Origin of the sequence: Azospirillum sp. (assembly GCF_035627195.1) — a bacterium.
Lineage (GTDB): Bacteria > Pseudomonadota > Alphaproteobacteria > Azospirillales > Azospirillaceae > Azospirillum.
On record NZ_DASPMG010000133.1, the window covers coordinates 1 to 17,681 of the forward strand.

The window sequence follows — 17,681 nt, forward strand, 5'->3', positions numbered from 1 at the left end:
AGGGCAACGCCTCGCCGCGGCCTTCCCGGTAGGTCTCGCCGCCCGCCGGCTCGGCGGCGCGGGCGCGGGCGAGCTGCTGCGGGCTCGGCTCCAGGCCGACCACCACGGCGCCCTCCCGCGTCAGGTGGCGCACCATGGCGCCGTCGCCGCAGCCGACGTCGGCCACCGCCTTGCCGCGGAGGTCCAGCACTTCGGCAAGCATCGCCTTGTGGTTGGAGTGGCGCGGCGCGGTCATGCGGCGTCCAGCGTCGCGGTCATGGCGATGAAGCCCTGGTGGTCGCGCACCCACAGCTCCGCCCCGCCGTCGCGCGGCACGCCGCAGACGGTGAACGGGTGCACGTCGAACACCGGCCGGCGGGCGCGGAAGCGGAAACCGGTCACCGCGGCACCGGGGTTGTGGCGCAGGAACAGGTCGACCAGCAGCGTCGCCATCAGCGGCCCGTGCACGATCAGGCCGGGATAGCCCTCGACCTCCTCGCAGTACTTGCGGTCGTAGTGGATGCGGTGGCCGTTGAAGGTGAGCGCGGAGAAGCGGAACAGCAGCACCGGATCCGGCACCATGGGGCGGTGCCAGTCCGGCACCGGCGGCGGTTCGGCGGCCGGTGCCGAGGTGGCCTCGCCGGGCTTCGGCGCCTCACGGTAGACGATGTCGTGCACCTCGCGCACGGCGGTGCCGGCGCCGGTCATGATCTCGTGCACCACCTTGACGAACACCATGTCGCCGGAGCGGCCGGCCTTGTGCTCCACCCCCTGGATGGTGGAGCGGCGGCGCAGCGCGTCGCCCAGGCGGATGGGGTGCAGGAACTTCAGGTCGCCGCCCGCCCACATGCGGCGCGGCAGCGGCACCGGCGGCAGGAAGCCGCCGCGGTGCGGGTGGCCGTCCTCCGCGATCTCGCGCTGCGCCGCCTTGGGCAGGAAGTACAGCCAGTGGCCGAGCGGCGGCAGCTCGCCCGACCGCCAGGGCGGGTCGGTGTGGTCCAGCGTGGCGGCGAGACCGTCGAGCGGGGCCGGGACCGCTACGTCCAGACGCTCCTCCTCGCGGCCGATCCAGTCCTTGAGCGTGTCGAAGGTCATGCGGCGAACTCCCTGCGCAAAGCGTCCCCGTGTTGATTGAGCGCTGGCACCGGCCGGGGTTGGAACTCCTCGCCACGCCAGATCACCGGCGGCGCCACGCCGGTCACCGGACCGGTCGGCGTGTCCACATCCATGCGGCGCAGCTGTTGGTGGCGCGACAGGTCGGCCACGCTGTTCAGCGCGCCGAAGGCGATGCGGGCATTCTTCAGCCGCTCAACCACCTGCTCCCGATTGAAGGTGCGGAACACCGTGTCGAGTGCTGCGTCGAGTTCCGGCCGGTTGGCGACGCGCAGCGTGTTGGTGACGAAGCGCGGGTCGTCCGCGATCTCCGGCCGTTCCAGCACGTCGGCGCAGAAAATCTTCCACTCCCGCTCGTTTTGGATGGAGAAGACCACCTCCTTGCCGTCGCCCATGGCGTAGGCGCCGTAGGGGGCGATGGACGGGTGGTTGAGGCCGACGCGCTGCGGCGCCTGCCCGCCGTAGTCCTGGTGCAGCAGCGGCACGGTCATCCAGTCGGCGGTGGAGTCGAACAGCGACACGGCGAGCCCCTTGCCCTTCCCTGTCCGCTCCCGCTCGAACAGCGCCTGGAGCACGGCCGAGTGGGCGTACATGCCGCAGGAGATGTCGACCACCGACACGCCCACCCGCCCCGGCCGCTCGGGTGCCCCGGTGATGGAGGCCAGCCCCGTCTCGCTCTGAATCAGCAGGTCGTAGGCCTTCATGTCGCGGTACGGCCCCGTCTCGCCATAGCCGCTGATGTCGCAGGTGATCAGGCGCGGGTGCTTCTCGCGCAACGACACCGTGCCGAAGCCGGCGCGCTCGGCGGCACCGGGGATGAGGTTCTGCACGAACACGTCGGCCTTGGCGATCATGCGGTGCAGGATGGCCGCGTCGTCCGGGTTCTTGAGGTCGAGCGCGATCGACTCCTTGCCGCGGTTGAGCCACACGAAGTAGGCGCTCTCGCCGTGCGCCACATGATCGTAGGCGCGCGCGAAGTCGCCCTCCGGCCGCTCCACCTTGATGACGCGGGCACCCGCGTCGGCCAGACGCGAGGTGCAGTAGGGAGCGGCGACCGCCTGCTCCACCGCCACCACGAGGATTCCGTCCAATGCACCCATCGCTCAAGCCCCGTAGGTTGGGTTAAGCCGAAGGCGAAAACCCAACGTCGTCGCGATGCGGAGGGTGTTGGGTTTTCGCTGGCGCTCAACCCAACCTACGAACGTTTCCATAACAGAGACCTCAAAACGACTTCGGCATGCCCAGCACGTGCGTGCCCACGTGCGACAGGATCAGGTTGGTGGAAATCGGCGCGATCTGGTAGAGGCGCGTTTCGCGGAACTTGCGCTCGATGTCGTATTCCTCGGCAAAGCCGAAGCCGCCGTGGGTCTGCAGGCAGGTGTCGGCCGCGTGCCACGACGCCTCGGACGCCACCAGCTTGGCCATGTTCGCCTCGGTGCCGCAGGGGCGGCCGGAGTCGAACAGGGTGGCCGCCTTGCGCACCATCAGCGCCGCCGCTTCCGTCTCCACGTAGTTGCGCGCGATGGGGAACTGGATGCCCTGATTGGCGCCGATGGGCCGGCCGAACACCGCGCGCTCCTTCGCATAAGCAGAGGCGCGGTCGATGAAGAAGCGCGCGTCGCCGATGCACTCCGACGCAATGAGAATGCGCTCCGCGTTCATGCCGTCGAGGATGTAGCGGAAGCCCTTGCCTTCCTCGCCGATCAGGTTCTCCGCCGGGACCTCCAAGTTGTCGAAGAACAGCTCGGTGGTGGCGTGATTGATCATGGTGCGGATGGGGCGGATGGTCAGGCCGTTGCCCACCGCCGTGCGCAGGTCGACCAGCAGCACGCTCATGCCCTCGGTCGGCTTCGCCGCCTCGTCGCGCGGGGTGGTGCGGGCCAGCAGGACCATCAGGTCGGAATGCTCGGCCCGGCTGATCCACACCTTCTGGCCGTTGACGACGTACTTGTCGCCTTCCCGCTTGGCGAACGTGCGGATGCGCGTGGTGTCGGTGCCGCTGGTCGGCTCGGTCACGCCGAATGCCTGGAGGCGCAGCGTGCCTTCGGCGATGCCGGGCAGGTAGGCCTGCTTCTGGGCATCGCTGCCGTGCCGCAGGATGGTGCCCATCGTGTACATCTGCGCGTGGCAGGCGCCGCCGTTGCAGCCCGAGCGGTGGATCTCTTCCAGGATCGCCGTCGCAGCCCCAAGCCCCAAGCCCGAGCCGCCGTATTCCTCCGGGATCAGGACCGACAGGAAGCCGGCCTCCGTCAGCGCCCGCACGAACTCCGTCGGGTAGGCGCGCTCGGCGTCCAGCTTGCGCCAGTACTCGCCCGGGAAGCGGGCGCACAGCTTGCGCACGGACTCGCGGATCTCGGGAAACGTCTCGTCATACGTCTCGGCAGTGGGCACGGCCCCCTCCCCTGTGTTTCCGGCTTTGCAGGAAGGTATGGATCGATTATGGTATGCGTCAACGACATAATTGCGATAGCCGTTATCGCAGATTGGTATGGGCGGAGAAACAGACCGGCATGGACATCCGGCACCTCGGCAATTTCCTGCATGTGGCGGAGCTGCAAAGCCTTTCGCGCGCCGCCTCGGTGCTGCGGGTGGCGCAGCCGGCGCTATCGCGGCAGATCAAGGCGCTGGAGGAGGATCTCGGGGTTCAGCTGTTGAACCGGCACGGCTGGGGCGTCACCCCGACGCCGGCCGGGCGGGTGATGATGGAGCACGCCCGGCGCGTGCTGAAGGAGGTTGGGGCGGCGCGCGACGCCGTGCAGGCCTATCAGTCCGAACCGTCGGGCAGCGTCACCTTCGGCACGCCGACCTCGCTGGGCCTCGTCCTGCTGCCCGGTCTGGCGGTGCGCTTCCGGCGCCTCGTGCCCAGGGTGCGGCTGCATCTGGTGGAGGGGTTCAGCGCGTCCATCCACGAATGGGTTCTGTCGGGCCGCCTCGACCTCGCCGTTCTGTACGAGACCAAGACCATGGGCAGCCTGACGCTGTCGCCGTTGCTGGAAGAATCGATGATGCTCGTCGGCCCGGCCGGCCGCTTTGCCGACGGTGCCGCGCTGGACCTCGCCGAGGTCGCCCGCCTGGACCTGTTGCTGCCCGCGCGCCCGCACCGGCTGCGCCTGCTGGTCGACCAAGCCTTCGCCGAACGCGACCTGCACTGCGACCCGGTCATCGAGGTGGACGCGCTGCCGGCGCTCATCGAACTGGTGCGCATGGGCGAGGGGTGCACGCTGCTGCCCTTCTCCTGCGTGCACGCGCTGGTGCAGTCGGGCGCGCTCAGCGCCGCCGGCGTGACGCCGACCATACACCGCTCGCTGGTGCTGGCCCGCCCGCCGGATCGCATGCCGACACCGGCGACGGAAGCCCTGGAACGCGAGGTGCTCGCCTTCGTCCAGGCCCAGGCGGAGGCGCTCCACTGGAGCATCCGCTACGACGTCCTCGATCCACAGACCGCCACCGAAGAAGCGGCCGCGGGGACGCACTGACCACCAAACAACCAAATACCCAAACAAACAAATACATGGAGGAAACGATGCGTCGACTTTTGGCCCTGGGACTCGGTGCCGCCCTGCTGATCGCCGCCGGCCCCGCGCTGGCGCAGAACCAGATCGTCATCAAGTTCAGCCACGTCGTCACACCTGAGACGCCCAAGGGCAAGGGTGCGGACAAGTTCAAGGAACTGGCCGAGAAGTACACAGACGGCCGGGTGAAGGTGGAGGTCTACCCCAACAGCCAGCTCTACAAGGACAAGGAGGAGCTGGAGGCGCTGCAGCTGGGTGCGGTGCAGATGCTGGCCCCGTCGCTGGCCAAATTCGGCCCCCTGGGCGTGCGCGAGTTCGAGGTGTTCGACCTGCCCTACATCTTCCCCGACAAGAAGGTTCTGCAGGCGGTCGAGCAGGGCCCGGTCGGCAAGAAGCTGTTCGAAAAGCTGGAGACCAAGGGCATCGTCGGCCTTGCCTACTGGGACAACGGCTTCAAGGTGATGACGTCGAACAAGCCGCTGCGCAAGCCGGACGACTACAAGGGCCAGAAGCTGCGCATCCAGTCGTCCAAGGTGCTGGAGGCGCAGATGCGCGCCCTGGGCGCCCTGCCGCAGGTCATGGCCTTCTCGGAAGTCTATCAGGCGATGCAGACCGGCGTGGTGGACGGCGGCGAGAACACGCCGTCCAACGTCTTCACCCAGAAGATGCACGAGGTGCAGAAGTACCTGATCGCCACCGACCACGGCTACATCGGCTATGCGGTCATCACCAACAAGAAGTTCTGGGACAGCCTGCCGCAGGACATCCGCGCACAGCTGGAAAAGGCGATGAAGGAGGCGACCGACCACGCCAACGCCATCGCCCAGAAGGAAAACGACGACGCCATGGCGGCCATCAAGGCGTCCGGCAAGACCGAGATCATCACCCTGACGCCCGAGGAGAAGAAGGCCATGCGCACCGCGCTGCTGACCGTCCACAAGGAGATGGAAAGCCGCGTCGGCAAGGAACTGATGGACGCGATCAACAAGGAAAGCAGTGCCGCGGGGTATTGACCCCCCTCTTCCCTCGTAGGTTGGGTTGAGCGCAGCGAAAACCCAACATCCACCGCACCGCGAACACGTTGGGTTTTCGCCTGCGGCTCAACCCAGCCTACGCGTCATCGCCGAAGAAACGACCCAACCAACGACCGGAGCCCCATGCCCTCCCTTCTCTCCGACCTCCGCGTGGTCGAGGTCTCCGCCTTCGTCGCAGCGCCGCTGGGCGGCATGACGCTGGCCCAGCTCGGCGCCGACGTCATCCGCATCGACCCCATCGGCGGCAACATCGATTACCGCCGCTGGCCGCTCAGCGACGCGACCGGGACCAGCCTGTACTGGACCAGCCTGAACAAGGCCAAGCGGTCGGTGGCGCTGGCGCTCGACACGCCGCAGGGCAAGGAGATCGCCGCGGCCCTCATCACCGCCCCCGGTCCCGGCGGCGGCGTGCTGCTGACCAACCTGCCGGCCAGCGGCTGGATGACGTACGAGGCGCTGTCGGCGAAGCGCGACGACCTGATCATGCTGCGCCTGACCGGCAACCCGGACGGCTCAACGGCGGTGGACTACACGGTCAACTGCGCCAGCGGCTTCCCCGGCGTCACCGGGCGCGGGGACGAGCCGGTCAACCACGTGCTGCCGGCCTGGGACGTGGCCGCCGGCCTCTATCTCGCCACCGGCCTGATGGCGGCGGAACGGCAGCGGCTGCGCACCGGCCGCGGGCAGGAGGTCACGCTGTCGCTGGCCGACGTGATGCTGGCCACCGTCGGCAACCTGGGCTATCTGGCCGAAGTGCAGGTGAACGGGTCCCAGCGCCAGCCGATCGGCAACGACCTGTACGGCGCCTACGGCCGCGACTTCCCCACCCGCGACGGGCGCCGGGCCATGGTGGTCGCCATCTCCAACCGGCAGTGGCGCGCACTGGGCAAGGCCACGGGGCTGGCCGACAAGCTGGCCATGATCGGGCCGCTGATGGACGTGGACCTGGACGACGAGGGCGGCCGGTTCAAGGCGCGCGACGCCATCAACGCCGTGCTCGCCCCGTGGTTCGCCGCCCGCACGCTGGACGAGGTGCGCGCCGCGCTGGACGGCACCGGTGTGCTGTGGGGGCCGTACCAGGACTTCGCCCAGTTGGTGGCGGAGGACCCGCGCTGCTCCACCGCCAACCCGCTGTTCCAGCAGATCGAGCAGCCGGGCGTCGGCCCGGTGATGGTGCCCGGTTCCCCCCTCGCCTTCGGCGCCGCGCCCCGCGAAACCTACCGCCCGGCCCCGCGCCTGGGCGAGCACACCGACGCCGTCCTGGCCGACGTGCTGGGCCTGTCCTCGGCCGAGATCGGCCGCCTGCATGACGCCGGCACCGTCGCCGGCCCCAAGGAAGCCTGATCATGGAGAGCCTGATCCCCGCCTGCCGCGCCGCCCTCGCCGCGGCCGAAGCCCTGACCGCCGCCGGCCGTTCCGGCGTCGCCGCCCTGGTCGCTCCCGGCGGGCGCGCCGATCCGGCGGCGCTGGAGGCGCACCAGCACGCCGTGCACGGCCTCGCGTGGCAGGCGACCTATGTGGAGGCGCTGCGCCAGACGCTGGGCTGGGCGGAGCGTCTGGACGCCACCGGCCGCTTCGGCGACGCGGAGCGCGCCATCCTGCGCCTGGGCTTCGCCGAGTACCTGGGCCAGCTGGCTGGCGGCATCGCCATGAGCCAGTCGGAGTTCGCCCGCCCGTCCGACCTGGGCATCGACGCCGATACGGTGGCGCGCTTCGTCGCCGACTCCGGCCTCGCCCGCCTCGCCGAGCCGGAGGGGCTGAACGCCGCCCGCGCCGCCCTGAGCCACGCCGTGGCCGACGGGCATTACGGCGCCTCCGCGCTCGACGACGAGACGCTGGAGATGATGCGCGACACCTTCGTGCGCTTCGCCGACGCGGAGGTGGCGCCGCTCGCCCAGGGCATCCACGACCGGGACGAGCTGATCCCGCTCAGCCTCATCGACAAGATGGCGGAACTCGGCGTCTTCGGCCTGACGGTGCCGGAGGAGCACGGCGGCCTCGGCCTCGGCAAGATCGCCATGTGCCTGGTGTCGGAGGTGTTGAGCCGCGGCTACATCGGCGTCGGCTCGCTCGGTACACGCTCGGAGATCGCCGGAGAACTCATCCGCTCCGCCGGCACGCCGGAGCAGAAGGCGCGCTGGCTGCCGCGCATCGCGTCCGGCGAGATCCTGCCCACCGCCGTGTTCACCGAACCCAACACCGGCTCCGACCTCGGGAGCCTCCGCACACGCGCGGTGCGCGACGGCGACGTCTACCGCGTGTTCGGCGCCAAGACCTGGATCACGCACGGCGCGCGGTCCGACCTGATGACGCTGCTGGTGCGCACCGACCCGGCGACCGACGGCTACAAGGGCCTGTCCATGCTGCTGGCCGAGAAGCCGCGCGGCACCGAGGACACCCCCTTCCCGGCCGAGGGCATGAGCGGCACGGAGATCCGCGTGCTCGGCTACCGCGGCATGAAGGAGTACGAGATCGGCTTCGACGGCTTCACCGTGCCCGCCGACGCGCTGCTGGGCGGTGTCGAGGGCCAGGGCTTCAAGCAGCTGATGGAGACGTTCGAGAGTGCCCGCATCCAGACGGCGGCCCGTGCACTGGGTGTCGCGCAGACCGCGCTGGAGCTGGGGGCGGCGTATGCCCAGCAGCGCCAGCAGTTCGGCAAGGCGCTGATCGCCTTCCCGCGCGTGCACGGCAAGCTGGCGATGATGGCGGCGGAGACGATGATGGCCCGCCAACTCTCCTACTTCGCGGCGCGCGAGAAGGACAGCGGCCGGCGCTGCGACATCGAGGCCGGCATGGCCAAGCTGCTGGCCGCCCGCGTGGCCTGGAGCAACGCCGACTGCGCCCTGCAGATCCACGGCGGCAACGGCTACGCCCTGGAATACCCGATCAGCCGCGTCCTGTGCGACGCAAGAATCCTGTCCATCTTCGAAGGTGCCGCGGAGATCCAGGCCCAGGTGATCGCGCGCGGGCTGCTGGGCGGACGGAACTGACAGGAGGAGCGGCGTAGGTTGGGTTGAGCGTCAGCGAAGCCCAACACCCTTCGCACCGCGAACACGTTGGGCTTCGCCTGCGGCTCAACCCAACCTACGCCCCCTTTCCCGAAATCACCGAATCACGGCCTTCCGGCGCTCCATCAGGCGCCAGATGAATGGCGTGAAGATCAGCTGCATGGCCATCTCCATCTTGCCGCCCGGCACCACGATGGTGTTCGCGCGCGACATGAAGCTGTCGTGGATCATGCTGAGCAGGTAGGGGAAGTCGATCCCCCGCGGGTTGGCGAAGCGGATCACCACGAAGCTCTCGTCGGCCGTGGGGATCGTGCGGGCGATGAAGGGGTTGGAGGTGTCCACCGTCGGCACGCGCTGGAAGTTCACGTGCGTGCGGGTGAACTGCGGGCAGATGTAGTGCACGTAGTCGTGCATGCGCCGCAGGATGGTGTCGGTCACCGCCTCCGTCGAATAGCCGCGGGTGGCCTTGTCGCGGTGGATCTTCTGGATCCACTCCAGGTTCACCACCGGCACCACGCCGATCAGCAGGTCGGGATAGCGCGAGACGTCCACCGTGTCCGTTGCGATGGCGCCGTGCAGCCCTTCATAGAACAGCATGTCGCTGGGCGGCAGGTCCTCCCACGCGGTGAAGGTGCCGGGCGGCTGGGCGTAGGGGGCGGCCTCCGCCTCGTCGTGCAGGTACTTGCGGCGCCGGCCGGTGCCGGTCTCGCCATAGCTGCGGAAGAGGTCCTGCAGCTCCTCGAACAGGTTGGCCTCCGGCCCGAAGTGGCTGAAGGTCTGGTCGCCGGCCTCCACCCGCTGGGCCATCATCTGCTTCATCTGGGCGCGGTCGTAGCGGTGGAAGCTGTCGCCCTCGATGATGGCGGCCTGGACCGCCTCGCGGCGGAAGATCTCCTGGAAGGTGCGGGTGACCGAGGTGGTGCCGGCCCCGGACGACCCGGTGATGGCGACAATGGGATGCTTTTCCGACATGGGGCACCTTGCCTTCAGAGGGCCGCGCGGAACAGGCCGCGGGCGTTGAACAGGGGGGTATCGGCCTTGGGGATGGCGCTGTCGCGGTGGTACGCCTCGATCCGCTCCACCTCCTCGCGTGAGCCGAAGATCAGCGGGATGCGCTGGTGCAGGTCGGAGGGCGTCACTTCCAGGATGCGCTCGGTGCCGGTGGACGCCGCCGCCCCGGCCTGCTCCATGATGAGCGCGATGGGGTTGGCCTCGTACATCAGGCGCAGGCGGCCCGGCCGCAGCGGCTTCTTGGTGTCGCGCGGGTACATGAAGACGCCGCCGCGCATCAGGATGCGGTGCGCCTCCGCCACCATCGAGGCGATCCAGCGCATGTTGAAGTCCTTGCCGCGCGGCCCTTCCGTGCCCGCCATGCACTCCTCGACGTAGCGCTTGACCGGCGGCTCCCAGAAGCGGCTGTTGGAGGCGTTGACGGCGAACTCCTGCGTCTGCGCCGGCACCGTGATGTTCGGGTGCGTCAGCACGAAGTCGCCGATCAGCGGGTGCAGCGTGAACCCCGCCACCCCGTTGCCCACCGTCAGCACCAGCATGGTCGACGGGCCGTAGATGGCGTAGCCGGCGGCCACCTGCCGGGTGCCGGGCTGGAGGAAGTCCTCCGCCACCGCCTCCTTCCCCGGCCGCGGCATGCGCAGGACGGAGAAGATGCTGCCCACCGCCACGTTCACGTCGATGTTGGAGGACCCGTCGAGCGGATCGTACAGCAGCAGGAACTCACCGCGCGGGTACTCGGGCGGGACCGGGACGGGCTCGTCCTGCTCCTCCGACGCCACGGCGCAGACGTGGCCGCCGAATTCGGTGGAGCGGCGGAACGTGTCGTCGCTCATGACGTCGAGCTTGGCCTGCTCCTCGCCCTGGACGTTCACGCCCTCGGCCTTGCCGAGCACGTTGGCGAGCGCCCCTTGCGCCACCAGCTTGGAGATGAGCTTGCACGCGCGCGAGGCGTCGAGGATCAGCGCCACGAGGTCGGTGCCGATGTCCGGGTTCTTGCGGCTTTCGGCGAGGAGGTACTGGGCGAGAGTGGTGTTGTCCCTGAACGGCATCGGGTCCTTCCCTTCTGGGCCACGCCACGGTCCGGCGTCGGGCCCACCGTGCTGTGACGGTGAAGGTATAGGACTGGTGCCCCCGCCGGAACGTCCCTCCGGGCAGTATGGCATTCTCTCCTGAGCGGGGGAAAACCCACCCGTTTGGGCAGGCTGCCCGTCCGGGCGGGTGCGGGCCCTGCCCGATCGCCGCGCGGCCTACCCGCCCGCCCGCTCCTCTTCCATCTTGCGCAGGCGGAAGCGCTGGATCTTGCCGGTCTCGGTCTTGGGCAGGGCGTCCACGAACTCCACCTGCCGCGGGTACTTGTAGGGGGCGATGTGCGCCTTCACGAAGGCCTGCAGCTCGGCGACCGTATCGGGCGTGGCGTCGCGCGGATCGTGCAGGACGACGAAGGCCTTCACCACGTGCCCGCGCTCGTGACACGGACTGGCGACCACGGCGCACTCCTGCACCTTCGGGTGTTCCAGCAGCGCCCCCTCCACCTCCGGACCGGAGATGTTGTAGCCGGCGGAGATGATCATGTCGTCGCCACGGGCCACGTACCAGAAGTACCCGTCCTCATCGCGGCGGAAGACGTCGCCGGTGTAGTTCCAGCCCGCCCGCACGTACCCCGCCTGCCGCTCCGGCGCGTCCAGGTAGCGGCAGCCGGTGGGGCCGCGCACCGCGAGGTGCCCCTCCACGCCCGACGGGCACGGGTTGCCGTCGGCGTCCATGATGGCGGCCTCGTACCCGTCCAGCACCCGTCCGGTCGAGCCGGGGCGGTCGTCGTCGTCGCGCCGCGAGATGAAGATGTGCAGCATCTCCGTGGCGCCGATGCCGTCGACGATGCGCAGCCCCGTCGCGTCGCGCCACGCCTCCCACGTCGCGTGCGGCAGGTGCTCCCCGGCCGAGACGCAGACGCGCAGCGACGACAGGTCGTGCTGCTTCACCAGATCCAGCATGGCGCGGTAGGCCGTCGGGGCCGTGTACAGACCGGTGGCGCGGTGCCGGGCGACGGCCTCCAGCAGCGCCTGCGGCGACGGCTTTTCCACCAGCACGCTGGACGCGCCATAGCGCATGGGGAACAGCACCAGCGCCCCCAGCCCGAAGGTGAAGGCCAGGGGCGGCGAGCCGCAGAAAACGTCGTCGGGGCGCACCTTCACGATCTGCCTGGGAAACAGGTCGCAGATCGCCAGCAGGTCGCGGTGGAAGTGCACCGTGCCCTTGGCCTGCCCCGTGGTGCCGGAGGTGAAGGCGATCAGCGCCGGCGCGTCGCGCCCGGCCATGGCGTTGGCGAAGCCCGCCCGCTTGCCCGCCATCGCCGTGTCCAGATCCGCCCCACCGTCGCCCAGCGGCGAGAACAGCGCCACCCGCGCCAGCGTCGGCGCGTCGGCGCGCGTCTGCTCCAGCTCCTCGGCCAGACGGTGGTCGCACAGCGCGTGCGTGATGCGCGCCTTGTCGACGATGTAGGTCAGCTCCCGCGCCCGCAGCAGCGGCATGGTGGCGACGCACACGCCGCCGGCCTTCAGCACGGCGAACCACGCGGCGACCATCATCGGGTTGTTGGGGCCGCGCAGCAGCACGCGGTTGCCCTGCCTGAGCCCCATGTCCTCCACCAGCACCCGCGCGATGCGGTCGGCGCGGTCCTTGAGGTCGGCGTAGGTCCACACCGAGCCGCCGAAGTGCAGCACCGGCCGCTCCGCGTGCCCCGACGCCGCCATGTCGTCCAGCAGCGCCACCGCGGCGTTGAGATCCTCGGGGTAATCGGACAGCGGCGGCCGGGTCGTGTCGATCACCGGCCACAGGTCGGGCGGCGGCAGGTGGTCGGCCACGAAGGTGTCGGCGACGGATACAGGAACGGGACCATCCTGGGGCATGGCGGCTCTTCCCTTCCAATCGGCGTTCACCCGTAGGTTGGGTTGAGCGCCAGCGAAAACCCAACGTCCGCGCGCCGGAAAGACCGTTGGGTTTTCGCCTGCGGCTCAACCCAACCTACGGGGTCGTCACGTGAAGCGCGGGCGGTAGTTCTGGATCGAGCAGTACTGCTTGGGCAGCGGCAGCGGGTAGCCGGCCTCGGCCGCCGCGTGGCGCGTCCAGTAGGGGTCGTACAGGTGGGCGCGGGCCAGCACGCACAGGTCGGCGCGGCCCGCCGCCACGATGGTGTCCACGTCGGTGTAGGATTGGATGTTGCCCACCGTCATGGTCGGGATGTCGGCCTCCAGCCGCACGCGGTCGGAAAACGGCGTCTGGAACAGGCGGCCGTAGACGGGCTGCTGCTCCACCACCACCTGCCCGGCCGACACGTCGACGATATCGCAGCCCAGCGCCTTCAGTCGTCGCGCCACCTCCACCGCGTCGGCGGCGGTGAAGCCGTCCGGCACCCAGTCGGTGGCGGAGATGCGCACCGACACCGGCTTGTGCTGCGGCCACGCGGCGCGCACCGCCCGGAACACCTCCAGCGGGTAGCGCATGCGGTTCTCCAGACTTCCGCCGTAGTCGTCCGCGCGCCGGTTGGTCAGCGGGGAGAGGAAGGTGGACAGCAGGTAACCGTGCGCGAAGTGCACCTCGATCAGGTCGAAGCCCGCCTCCTCCGCCATATGGGTGGCGCGCACGAAGTCCTCGCGCACCCGGTCCATGTCGGCGCGCGTCATCTCGCGGGGCACCTGGTTGACCTCGGCGTAGGGGACGGGCGACGGGCCGATCAGCTCCCAGTTGCCGTCTTCCAGGGGCTGGTCGATCCCCTCCCAAATCAGCTTGGTCGAGCCTTTGCGACCGGCGTGGGCGATCTGCAGGCCGATCTTCGCGTCCGTGTAGCGGTGCACGAAGCCGGTCAGCCGCCGCCACGCGCCGACGTGCTCCGGCTTGTACATGCCCGCGCAGCCGGGGGTGATGCGGCCCTCGCGGCTGACGTCGGTCATCTCGGTGATGACGAGGCCGGCGCCGCCCACCGCGCGGCTGCCCAGGTGGACGAGGTGCCAGTCGTCGATGGTGCCGTCCTCGGCCGAATACATGCACATGGGCGAGACGACGACGCGGTTGTTCACCACCATGTCGCGCAGGCGGAACGGCGTGAACATGGGCGGGGCTGGCCGGTGCGTGATCTTCACGCGCGCCTGTTCCTCCGCCCGGTCGGCGATCCAGTCGTCGACGCGCCGCGCGAACGCCGGATCGCGCAGGCGCAGGTTCTCGTGCGTGATGCGCAGGCTGCGCGTCAGCATGGAGTAGGCGAACTGCAGCGGCTCCAGCTTGCCGTAATAGCGTTCGACGTCCTCGAACCACTCCATGCTGACCTGGGCCGCGCGCTGCAGGCTGTCCACCACCGGGCGGCGGTCGCGCTCGAACGCATCCAGCGCGCCGGCCACCGTCGGTTCCTCGGCGAAGGCCTTGGCCAGCGCGATGCCGTCCTCCATCGCCAGCTTGGTGCCGGAGCCGATGGAGAAGTGCGCGGTGTGCAGCGCGTCGCCCAGCAGCACGATGTTGCCGTGGTGCCAGCGCCCGTTCTTCACGCGCGGGAAGGTGCGCCAGATCGACTTGTTGGAGATCAGCCGGTGCCCGGCCAGCGGTTCGGCGAACAGCCGCTCGCAGTAGGCCACGCTGTCGGCCTCGGTCGCGCGGTCCAGGCCGGCGCGCGCCCACGTCTCCTCCGTGCACTCGACGATGAAGGTCGAACGCCCTTCGGCGAACTGGTAGCAGTGCGCGCGGAACAGCCCGTGATCGTTCTCCTGGAAGTAGAAGGTGAAGGTCTCGAACGGCTTGTCGGTGCCCAGCCAGATGAACTTGTTGCGGCGCCAGTCGATGTCGACCTGGAATTCGTCGCGGTAGCGGTCGCGCACCACGCTGTTCACGCCGTCGCCGGCGACGATCAGGTCCCAGCCGGCGAACTGGCCGACGTCCGACACCTCCGTCTCGAAATCCACCTCCACGCCCAGGCCGCGGGCGCGCTCGGTGAGGATTTGCAGCAGGCGGATGCGCGCCAGCCCGGCGAAGCCGTGGCCCTTGGACCGGATCACCTCGCCCCTGTAGTGGACGTCGATGTCGTCCCAGTGCGCGAAGCTCTCGATGATCCGGTCATAGCTCTCGCGGTCGGCCTCGGCGAACACCTCCATGGTGGCGTCCGAGAAGACGACGCCGAAGCCCCAGGTGACGTCGGCCGGGTTGCGCTCGAACACGCGGATCAGCGCGTCGGGGAAGCGCTTCTTCATCAGGATGGCGAAGTACAGCGACGCGGGGCCGCCGCCGATGCAGGCGATCTTCACGGCATCACCTCCCCTCCGGCGACGGCGATGGCCTGACCGGTCATGGATTGCGAGGACGGCAGGCACAGCCACGCCACCGCCTCGGCGACTTCGGCGGGCGTCACGAGCCGTCCCTGCGGGTTGTGCGCGGCCAGCGCGCCGCGCGCCTCCTCCGCGCTGCGGCCGGATTTGGCGGTGATGGTGCGCACGGACTCGGCGACGAGGTCGGTGTCGGTAAAGCCCGGGCACACCGCGTTCACCGTCACCCCCGTGCGCGCCGTCTCCAGCGCCAGCGCGCGCGTCATGCCGACCAGCCCGTGCTTGGCCGCGCAATAGGCGGTAACGTAGGGATAGCCGGTCAGCCCGGCGGTGGAGGCCACCGACACCACGCGCCCGAACCCGGCCTCCAGCATGTCCGGCAGTGCTGCGCGGGTGCATAGGTAGGCGCCGGTCAGGTTTACCGCCAGCATCTCCCCCCACAGGTCCGGCCCGGTCTTCAGGAACGGCGCGCTGCGCGCCGCCCCGGCGTTGTTCACCAGCACCGAGACGGGGCCGAGCCCGGCGCGCGCCTGGGCAAACGCCCGGTTCACCCGCCCCTCGTCCGTCACGTCGCAGGGCACCGCCTGCGCCTCGGCCCCATGCTCCGCCCGCAGGGCCTCGACGGCGGCGGCCAGCGGCTCCTCCCGCCGCCCCATCACCGTCACCGCCGCGCCCAGCCCGGCCAGCGCCTGCGCAACGGCCAGACCGATGCCGGTACCGCCGCCGGTGACCACGGCATGACGTCCCTGCAACGGCCGCATGGCACCCTCATGCTTGAAATTGAAAATATCCTATGCGCCGACGGATTTCGCCGTCAAGCCTCCCTTCGGATAGGCCGTTCGTCCAGTATATACGCCATTTCAGCGACGGCTCGCCCGGACGGCGGTCACGGTCGCTTTGCCGTGGACGGGCCGATTTGTTTGAGATATCACATATCTGGAAGCGGGCCCAAACACGACCGTCAGAAAGGCGCCCCCATGCAGTTCCTGAACCCACCCGACTGGCCGCGTCCCAAGGGCTACAGCAACGGTGTCTCCGCCCGCGGGCGCATGGTCTTCACCGCCGGCGTCATCGGCTGGGACGAGCGGGAGGAGATCCGCAGCGACGCCCTCGCCGACCAGGTGCATCAGGCGCTCACCAACATCGTCGCCGTCCTGCGCGCTGGCGACGCGGCGCCGGAACACGTCGTGCGCATGACGTGGTACGTGACGGACGTGGAGGAGTACCGCGCCTCGCTGAAGGAGATCGGCGCCGCCTACCGCGCCGTGATGGGCGCCCACTTCCCGGCCATGGCCGTGGTGCAGGTGGTCCGCCTCGTCGAGGCGCGCGCGAAGGTGGAGATCGAGGCCACCGCCGTGGTGCCGGATTGACGGATGCCGGAATGAGCGACGCCGCCGCCATGGACGATCTTGCCCCCCTGCCCGCCACCGACTACGAGACGGACGCCGAGCGCTTCAAGCCGGAGTTGCGGCTGTGGCTGCGCCTGCTGACCTGCTCCAACCTCATCGAGAACGAGGTGCGGACCCGCCTGCGCGAGACGCTGGAGGTGACGCTGCCGCAGTTCGACCTGATGGCCGCTTTGGAACGCGCCCCGGCCGGCCTGACCATGGGGGAACTGTCGAAACGCCTGATGGTGTCCAACGGCAACGTCACCGGCATCACCGAACGCCTGATGGCGGAGGGGCTGGTGGCGCGCGAGCCGTCGCCCACCGACCGCCGGGCGACGCTGGTCCGCCTGACGCCGGCCGGCCGCCGTGCCTTCCTGGCCATGGCCCAGGTGCACGAGGGCTGGATCGGCGACCTGCTGTCCGGCCTGTCGCACGAGGAGGCCGGACAGCTCATGGACCTGCTGGGCAAGGTGAAGCAGTCCGCCCGGAACAGCATCGCGAGAAGGGAGAAGCCATGAGTGCGGATCTCAGCACCTATCAGGCCAAGCACTTCCTGTGGTCCGTCGACGGCAAGGTCGCCACGGTGACGCTGAACCGGCCGGAGAAGAAGAACCCGCTGACCTTCGAGTCGTACGCCGAACTGCGCGACACCTTCCGCGCCCTCTACCACGACGAGACCATCAAGACCGTGGTGGTGACGGGCGCCGGCGGCAACTTCTGCTCCGGCGGCGACGTGTTCGAGATCATCGAGCCGCTGACGAAGATGGCCATGCCGGACCTTCTGAAGTTCACCCGCATGACCGGCGACCTCGTGAAGGCCATGCGCGCCTGCCCGCAGCCGATCGTCGCCGCCATCGACGGCGTGTGCGCCGGGGCCGGCGCCATGATCGCGCTGGGGTCCGACCTGCGCTACGGCACGGCGGCCAGCAAGGTGGCCTTCCTGTTCACCCGCGTCGGCCTCGCCGGCTGCGACATGGGGGCCTGCGCCCTGCTGCCGCGCGTCATCGGCCAGGGCCGCGCGGCGGAGCTGCTGTACACCGGCCGCGCCATGGACGGCGTGGAGGCGGAGCGCTGGGGCTTCTACAACCGCCTGTGCGAGCCCGCCGACCTGCTGGCCGAGGCCACCGCCATGGCCAAGCGCCTCGCCGACGGCCCGACCTTCGCGCACGGCATCACCAAGAAGGCCCTGCACCAGGAATGGAACATGGGCGTGGACGAGGCCATCGAGGCGGAGGCCGAGGCGCAGGCGCTCTGCATGGCCACCCAGGACTTCCGCCGCGCCTTCGAAGCCTTCGCCGCCAAACGCGCCCCCGTGTTCGAGGGGAATTAAGGC

At 69.6% G+C, this 17,681-nt stretch carries 16 protein-coding genes; 7 read left to right on the forward strand and 9 right to left on the reverse strand.

Annotated elements, in window-relative coordinates:
• The 4 genes from VED21_RS12440 to VED21_RS12455 form a co-directional block, all read right to left on the reverse strand.
• Positions 1–235 (reverse strand): class I SAM-dependent methyltransferase (locus VED21_RS12440; protein ID WP_324882680.1); only part of this gene is annotated, 235 nt, incomplete at its 3' end.
• Positions 232–1,074 (reverse strand): FAS1-like dehydratase domain-containing protein, encoded by an 843-nt coding sequence (locus VED21_RS12445; RefSeq protein WP_324882681.1) that lies wholly within the window; start codon positions 1,072–1,074, stop codon positions 232–234. The genes VED21_RS12440 and VED21_RS12445, both read right to left, overlap by 4 nt.
• A complete protein-coding gene (locus VED21_RS12450; protein ID WP_324882682.1) occupies positions 1,071–2,192 on the reverse strand; it encodes a CaiB/BaiF CoA-transferase family protein in 1,122 nt (373 codons plus the stop codon). Before VED21_RS12450 ends, VED21_RS12445 begins: the two co-directional genes overlap by 4 nt.
• A gap of 121 nt (positions 2,193–2,313) precedes the next feature.
• Entirely contained in the window at positions 2,314–3,483 is a 1,170-nt protein-coding gene (locus tag VED21_RS12455) for an acyl-CoA dehydrogenase family protein (RefSeq protein WP_324882683.1), read from the reverse strand.
• Positions 3,484–3,602: 119 nt separating this feature from the next.
• Between VED21_RS12455 and VED21_RS12460 the strand changes: the two genes are divergently transcribed.
• The 4 genes from VED21_RS12460 to VED21_RS12475 all read left to right on the forward strand — a co-directional run bounded on the left by VED21_RS12460 (position 3,603) and on the right by VED21_RS12475 (position 8,628).
• Positions 3,603–4,568 (forward strand): LysR family transcriptional regulator, encoded by a 966-nt coding sequence (locus VED21_RS12460; protein ID WP_324882684.1) that lies wholly within the window; start codon positions 3,603–3,605, stop codon positions 4,566–4,568.
• A gap of 47 nt (positions 4,569–4,615) precedes the next feature.
• A complete protein-coding gene (locus tag VED21_RS12465) occupies positions 4,616–5,617 on the forward strand; it encodes a TRAP transporter substrate-binding protein (RefSeq protein WP_324882685.1) in 1,002 nt (333 codons plus the stop codon).
• Between the two features lie 144 nt (positions 5,618–5,761).
• The gene (locus VED21_RS12470) at positions 5,762–6,982 is read left to right on the forward strand and encodes a CoA transferase (protein ID WP_324882686.1); all 1,221 of its coding nucleotides are present in this window, start codon (positions 5,762–5,764) and stop codon (positions 6,980–6,982) included.
• Positions 6,983–6,984: 2 nt separating this feature from the next.
• Positions 6,985–8,628 (forward strand): acyl-CoA dehydrogenase family protein, encoded by a 1,644-nt coding sequence (locus tag VED21_RS12475; RefSeq protein ID WP_324882687.1) that lies wholly within the window; start codon positions 6,985–6,987, stop codon positions 8,626–8,628.
• 114 nt (positions 8,629–8,742) lie between these two features.
• Here the strand turns inward: VED21_RS12475 and VED21_RS12480 are convergent, their stop codons facing one another.
• The 5 genes from VED21_RS12480 to VED21_RS12500 all read right to left on the reverse strand — a co-directional run bounded on the left by VED21_RS12480 (position 8,743) and on the right by VED21_RS12500 (position 15,721).
• A complete protein-coding gene (locus VED21_RS12480) occupies positions 8,743–9,618 on the reverse strand; it encodes a phosphoribulokinase (RefSeq protein WP_324882688.1) in 876 nt (291 codons plus the stop codon).
• A gap of 14 nt (positions 9,619–9,632) precedes the next feature.
• Entirely contained in the window at positions 9,633–10,706 is a 1,074-nt protein-coding gene (locus VED21_RS12485) for a class 1 fructose-bisphosphatase (RefSeq protein ID WP_324882689.1), read from the reverse strand.
• Positions 10,707–10,904: 198 nt separating this feature from the next.
• On the reverse strand, positions 10,905–12,563 hold the full coding sequence (locus VED21_RS12490; protein ID WP_324882690.1) for an AMP-binding protein: 1,659 nt from the start codon (positions 12,561–12,563) through the stop codon (positions 10,905–10,907).
• Between the two features lie 126 nt (positions 12,564–12,689).
• Entirely contained in the window at positions 12,690–14,942 is a 2,253-nt protein-coding gene (locus VED21_RS12495; RefSeq protein ID WP_324882691.1) for a bifunctional salicylyl-CoA 5-hydroxylase/oxidoreductase, read from the reverse strand.
• Complete coding sequence (locus VED21_RS12500) at positions 14,939–15,721, reverse strand: SDR family NAD(P)-dependent oxidoreductase (protein WP_324882692.1); 783 nt, start codon at positions 15,719–15,721, stop codon at positions 14,939–14,941. The genes VED21_RS12495 and VED21_RS12500 overlap by 4 nt, the downstream gene beginning before the upstream one ends.
• A 216-nt stretch (positions 15,722–15,937) precedes the next feature.
• Here VED21_RS12500 and VED21_RS12505 point away from each other — a divergent pair, with 216 nt between their 5' ends.
• From VED21_RS12505 to VED21_RS12515, 3 genes are read left to right on the forward strand one after another with little or no spacing between them, the layout of a single operon-like run.
• Complete coding sequence (locus VED21_RS12505; RefSeq protein ID WP_324882693.1) at positions 15,938–16,330, forward strand: RidA family protein; 393 nt, start codon at positions 15,938–15,940, stop codon at positions 16,328–16,330.
• An 11-nt stretch (positions 16,331–16,341) separates the two neighbouring features.
• The gene (locus VED21_RS12510) at positions 16,342–16,866 is read left to right on the forward strand and encodes a MarR family transcriptional regulator (protein WP_324882694.1); all 525 of its coding nucleotides are present in this window, start codon (positions 16,342–16,344) and stop codon (positions 16,864–16,866) included.
• Positions 16,863–17,678 carry an enoyl-CoA hydratase family protein gene (locus tag VED21_RS12515; protein ID WP_324882695.1) on the forward strand — a complete coding sequence of 272 codons (816 nt, stop codon included), beginning with the start codon at positions 16,863–16,865 and terminating at the stop codon, positions 17,676–17,678. Before VED21_RS12510 ends, VED21_RS12515 begins: the two co-directional genes overlap by 4 nt.
• Positions 17,679–17,681 lie beyond the last annotated feature (3 nt).

What these genes read in the sequence shown, in the direction of transcription:
- VED21_RS12445 (WP_324882681.1), bottom strand. Translation starts at nt 1,074, where the DNA reads ATGACCTTCGACACGCTCAAGGACTGGATCGGCCGCGAGGAGGAGCGT.
- VED21_RS12450 (WP_324882682.1), bottom strand. Translation starts at nt 2,192, where the DNA reads ATGGGTGCATTGGACGGAATCCTCGTGGTGGCGGTGGAGCAGGCGGTC.
- VED21_RS12460 (WP_324882684.1), top strand. Translation starts at nt 3,603, where the DNA reads ATGGACATCCGGCACCTCGGCAATTTCCTGCATGTGGCGGAGCTGCAA.
- VED21_RS12465 (WP_324882685.1), top strand. Translation starts at nt 4,616, where the DNA reads ATGCGTCGACTTTTGGCCCTGGGACTCGGTGCCGCCCTGCTGATCGCC.
- VED21_RS12470 (WP_324882686.1), top strand. Translation starts at nt 5,762, where the DNA reads ATGCCCTCCCTTCTCTCCGACCTCCGCGTGGTCGAGGTCTCCGCCTTC.
- VED21_RS12475 (WP_324882687.1), top strand. Translation starts at nt 6,985, where the DNA reads ATGGAGAGCCTGATCCCCGCCTGCCGCGCCGCCCTCGCCGCGGCCGAA.
- VED21_RS12480 (WP_324882688.1), bottom strand. Translation starts at nt 9,618, where the DNA reads ATGTCGGAAAAGCATCCCATTGTCGCCATCACCGGGTCGTCCGGGGCC.
- VED21_RS12485 (WP_324882689.1), bottom strand. Translation starts at nt 10,706, where the DNA reads ATGCCGTTCAGGGACAACACCACTCTCGCCCAGTACCTCCTCGCCGAA.
- VED21_RS12490 (WP_324882690.1), bottom strand. Translation starts at nt 12,563, where the DNA reads ATGCCCCAGGATGGTCCCGTTCCTGTATCCGTCGCCGACACCTTCGTG.
- VED21_RS12500 (WP_324882692.1), bottom strand. Translation starts at nt 15,721, where the DNA reads ATGCGGCCGTTGCAGGGACGTCATGCCGTGGTCACCGGCGGCGGTACC.
- VED21_RS12505 (WP_324882693.1), top strand. Translation starts at nt 15,938, where the DNA reads ATGCAGTTCCTGAACCCACCCGACTGGCCGCGTCCCAAGGGCTACAGC.
- VED21_RS12510 (WP_324882694.1), top strand. Translation starts at nt 16,342, where the DNA reads ATGAGCGACGCCGCCGCCATGGACGATCTTGCCCCCCTGCCCGCCACC.
- VED21_RS12515 (WP_324882695.1), top strand. Translation starts at nt 16,863, where the DNA reads ATGAGTGCGGATCTCAGCACCTATCAGGCCAAGCACTTCCTGTGGTCC.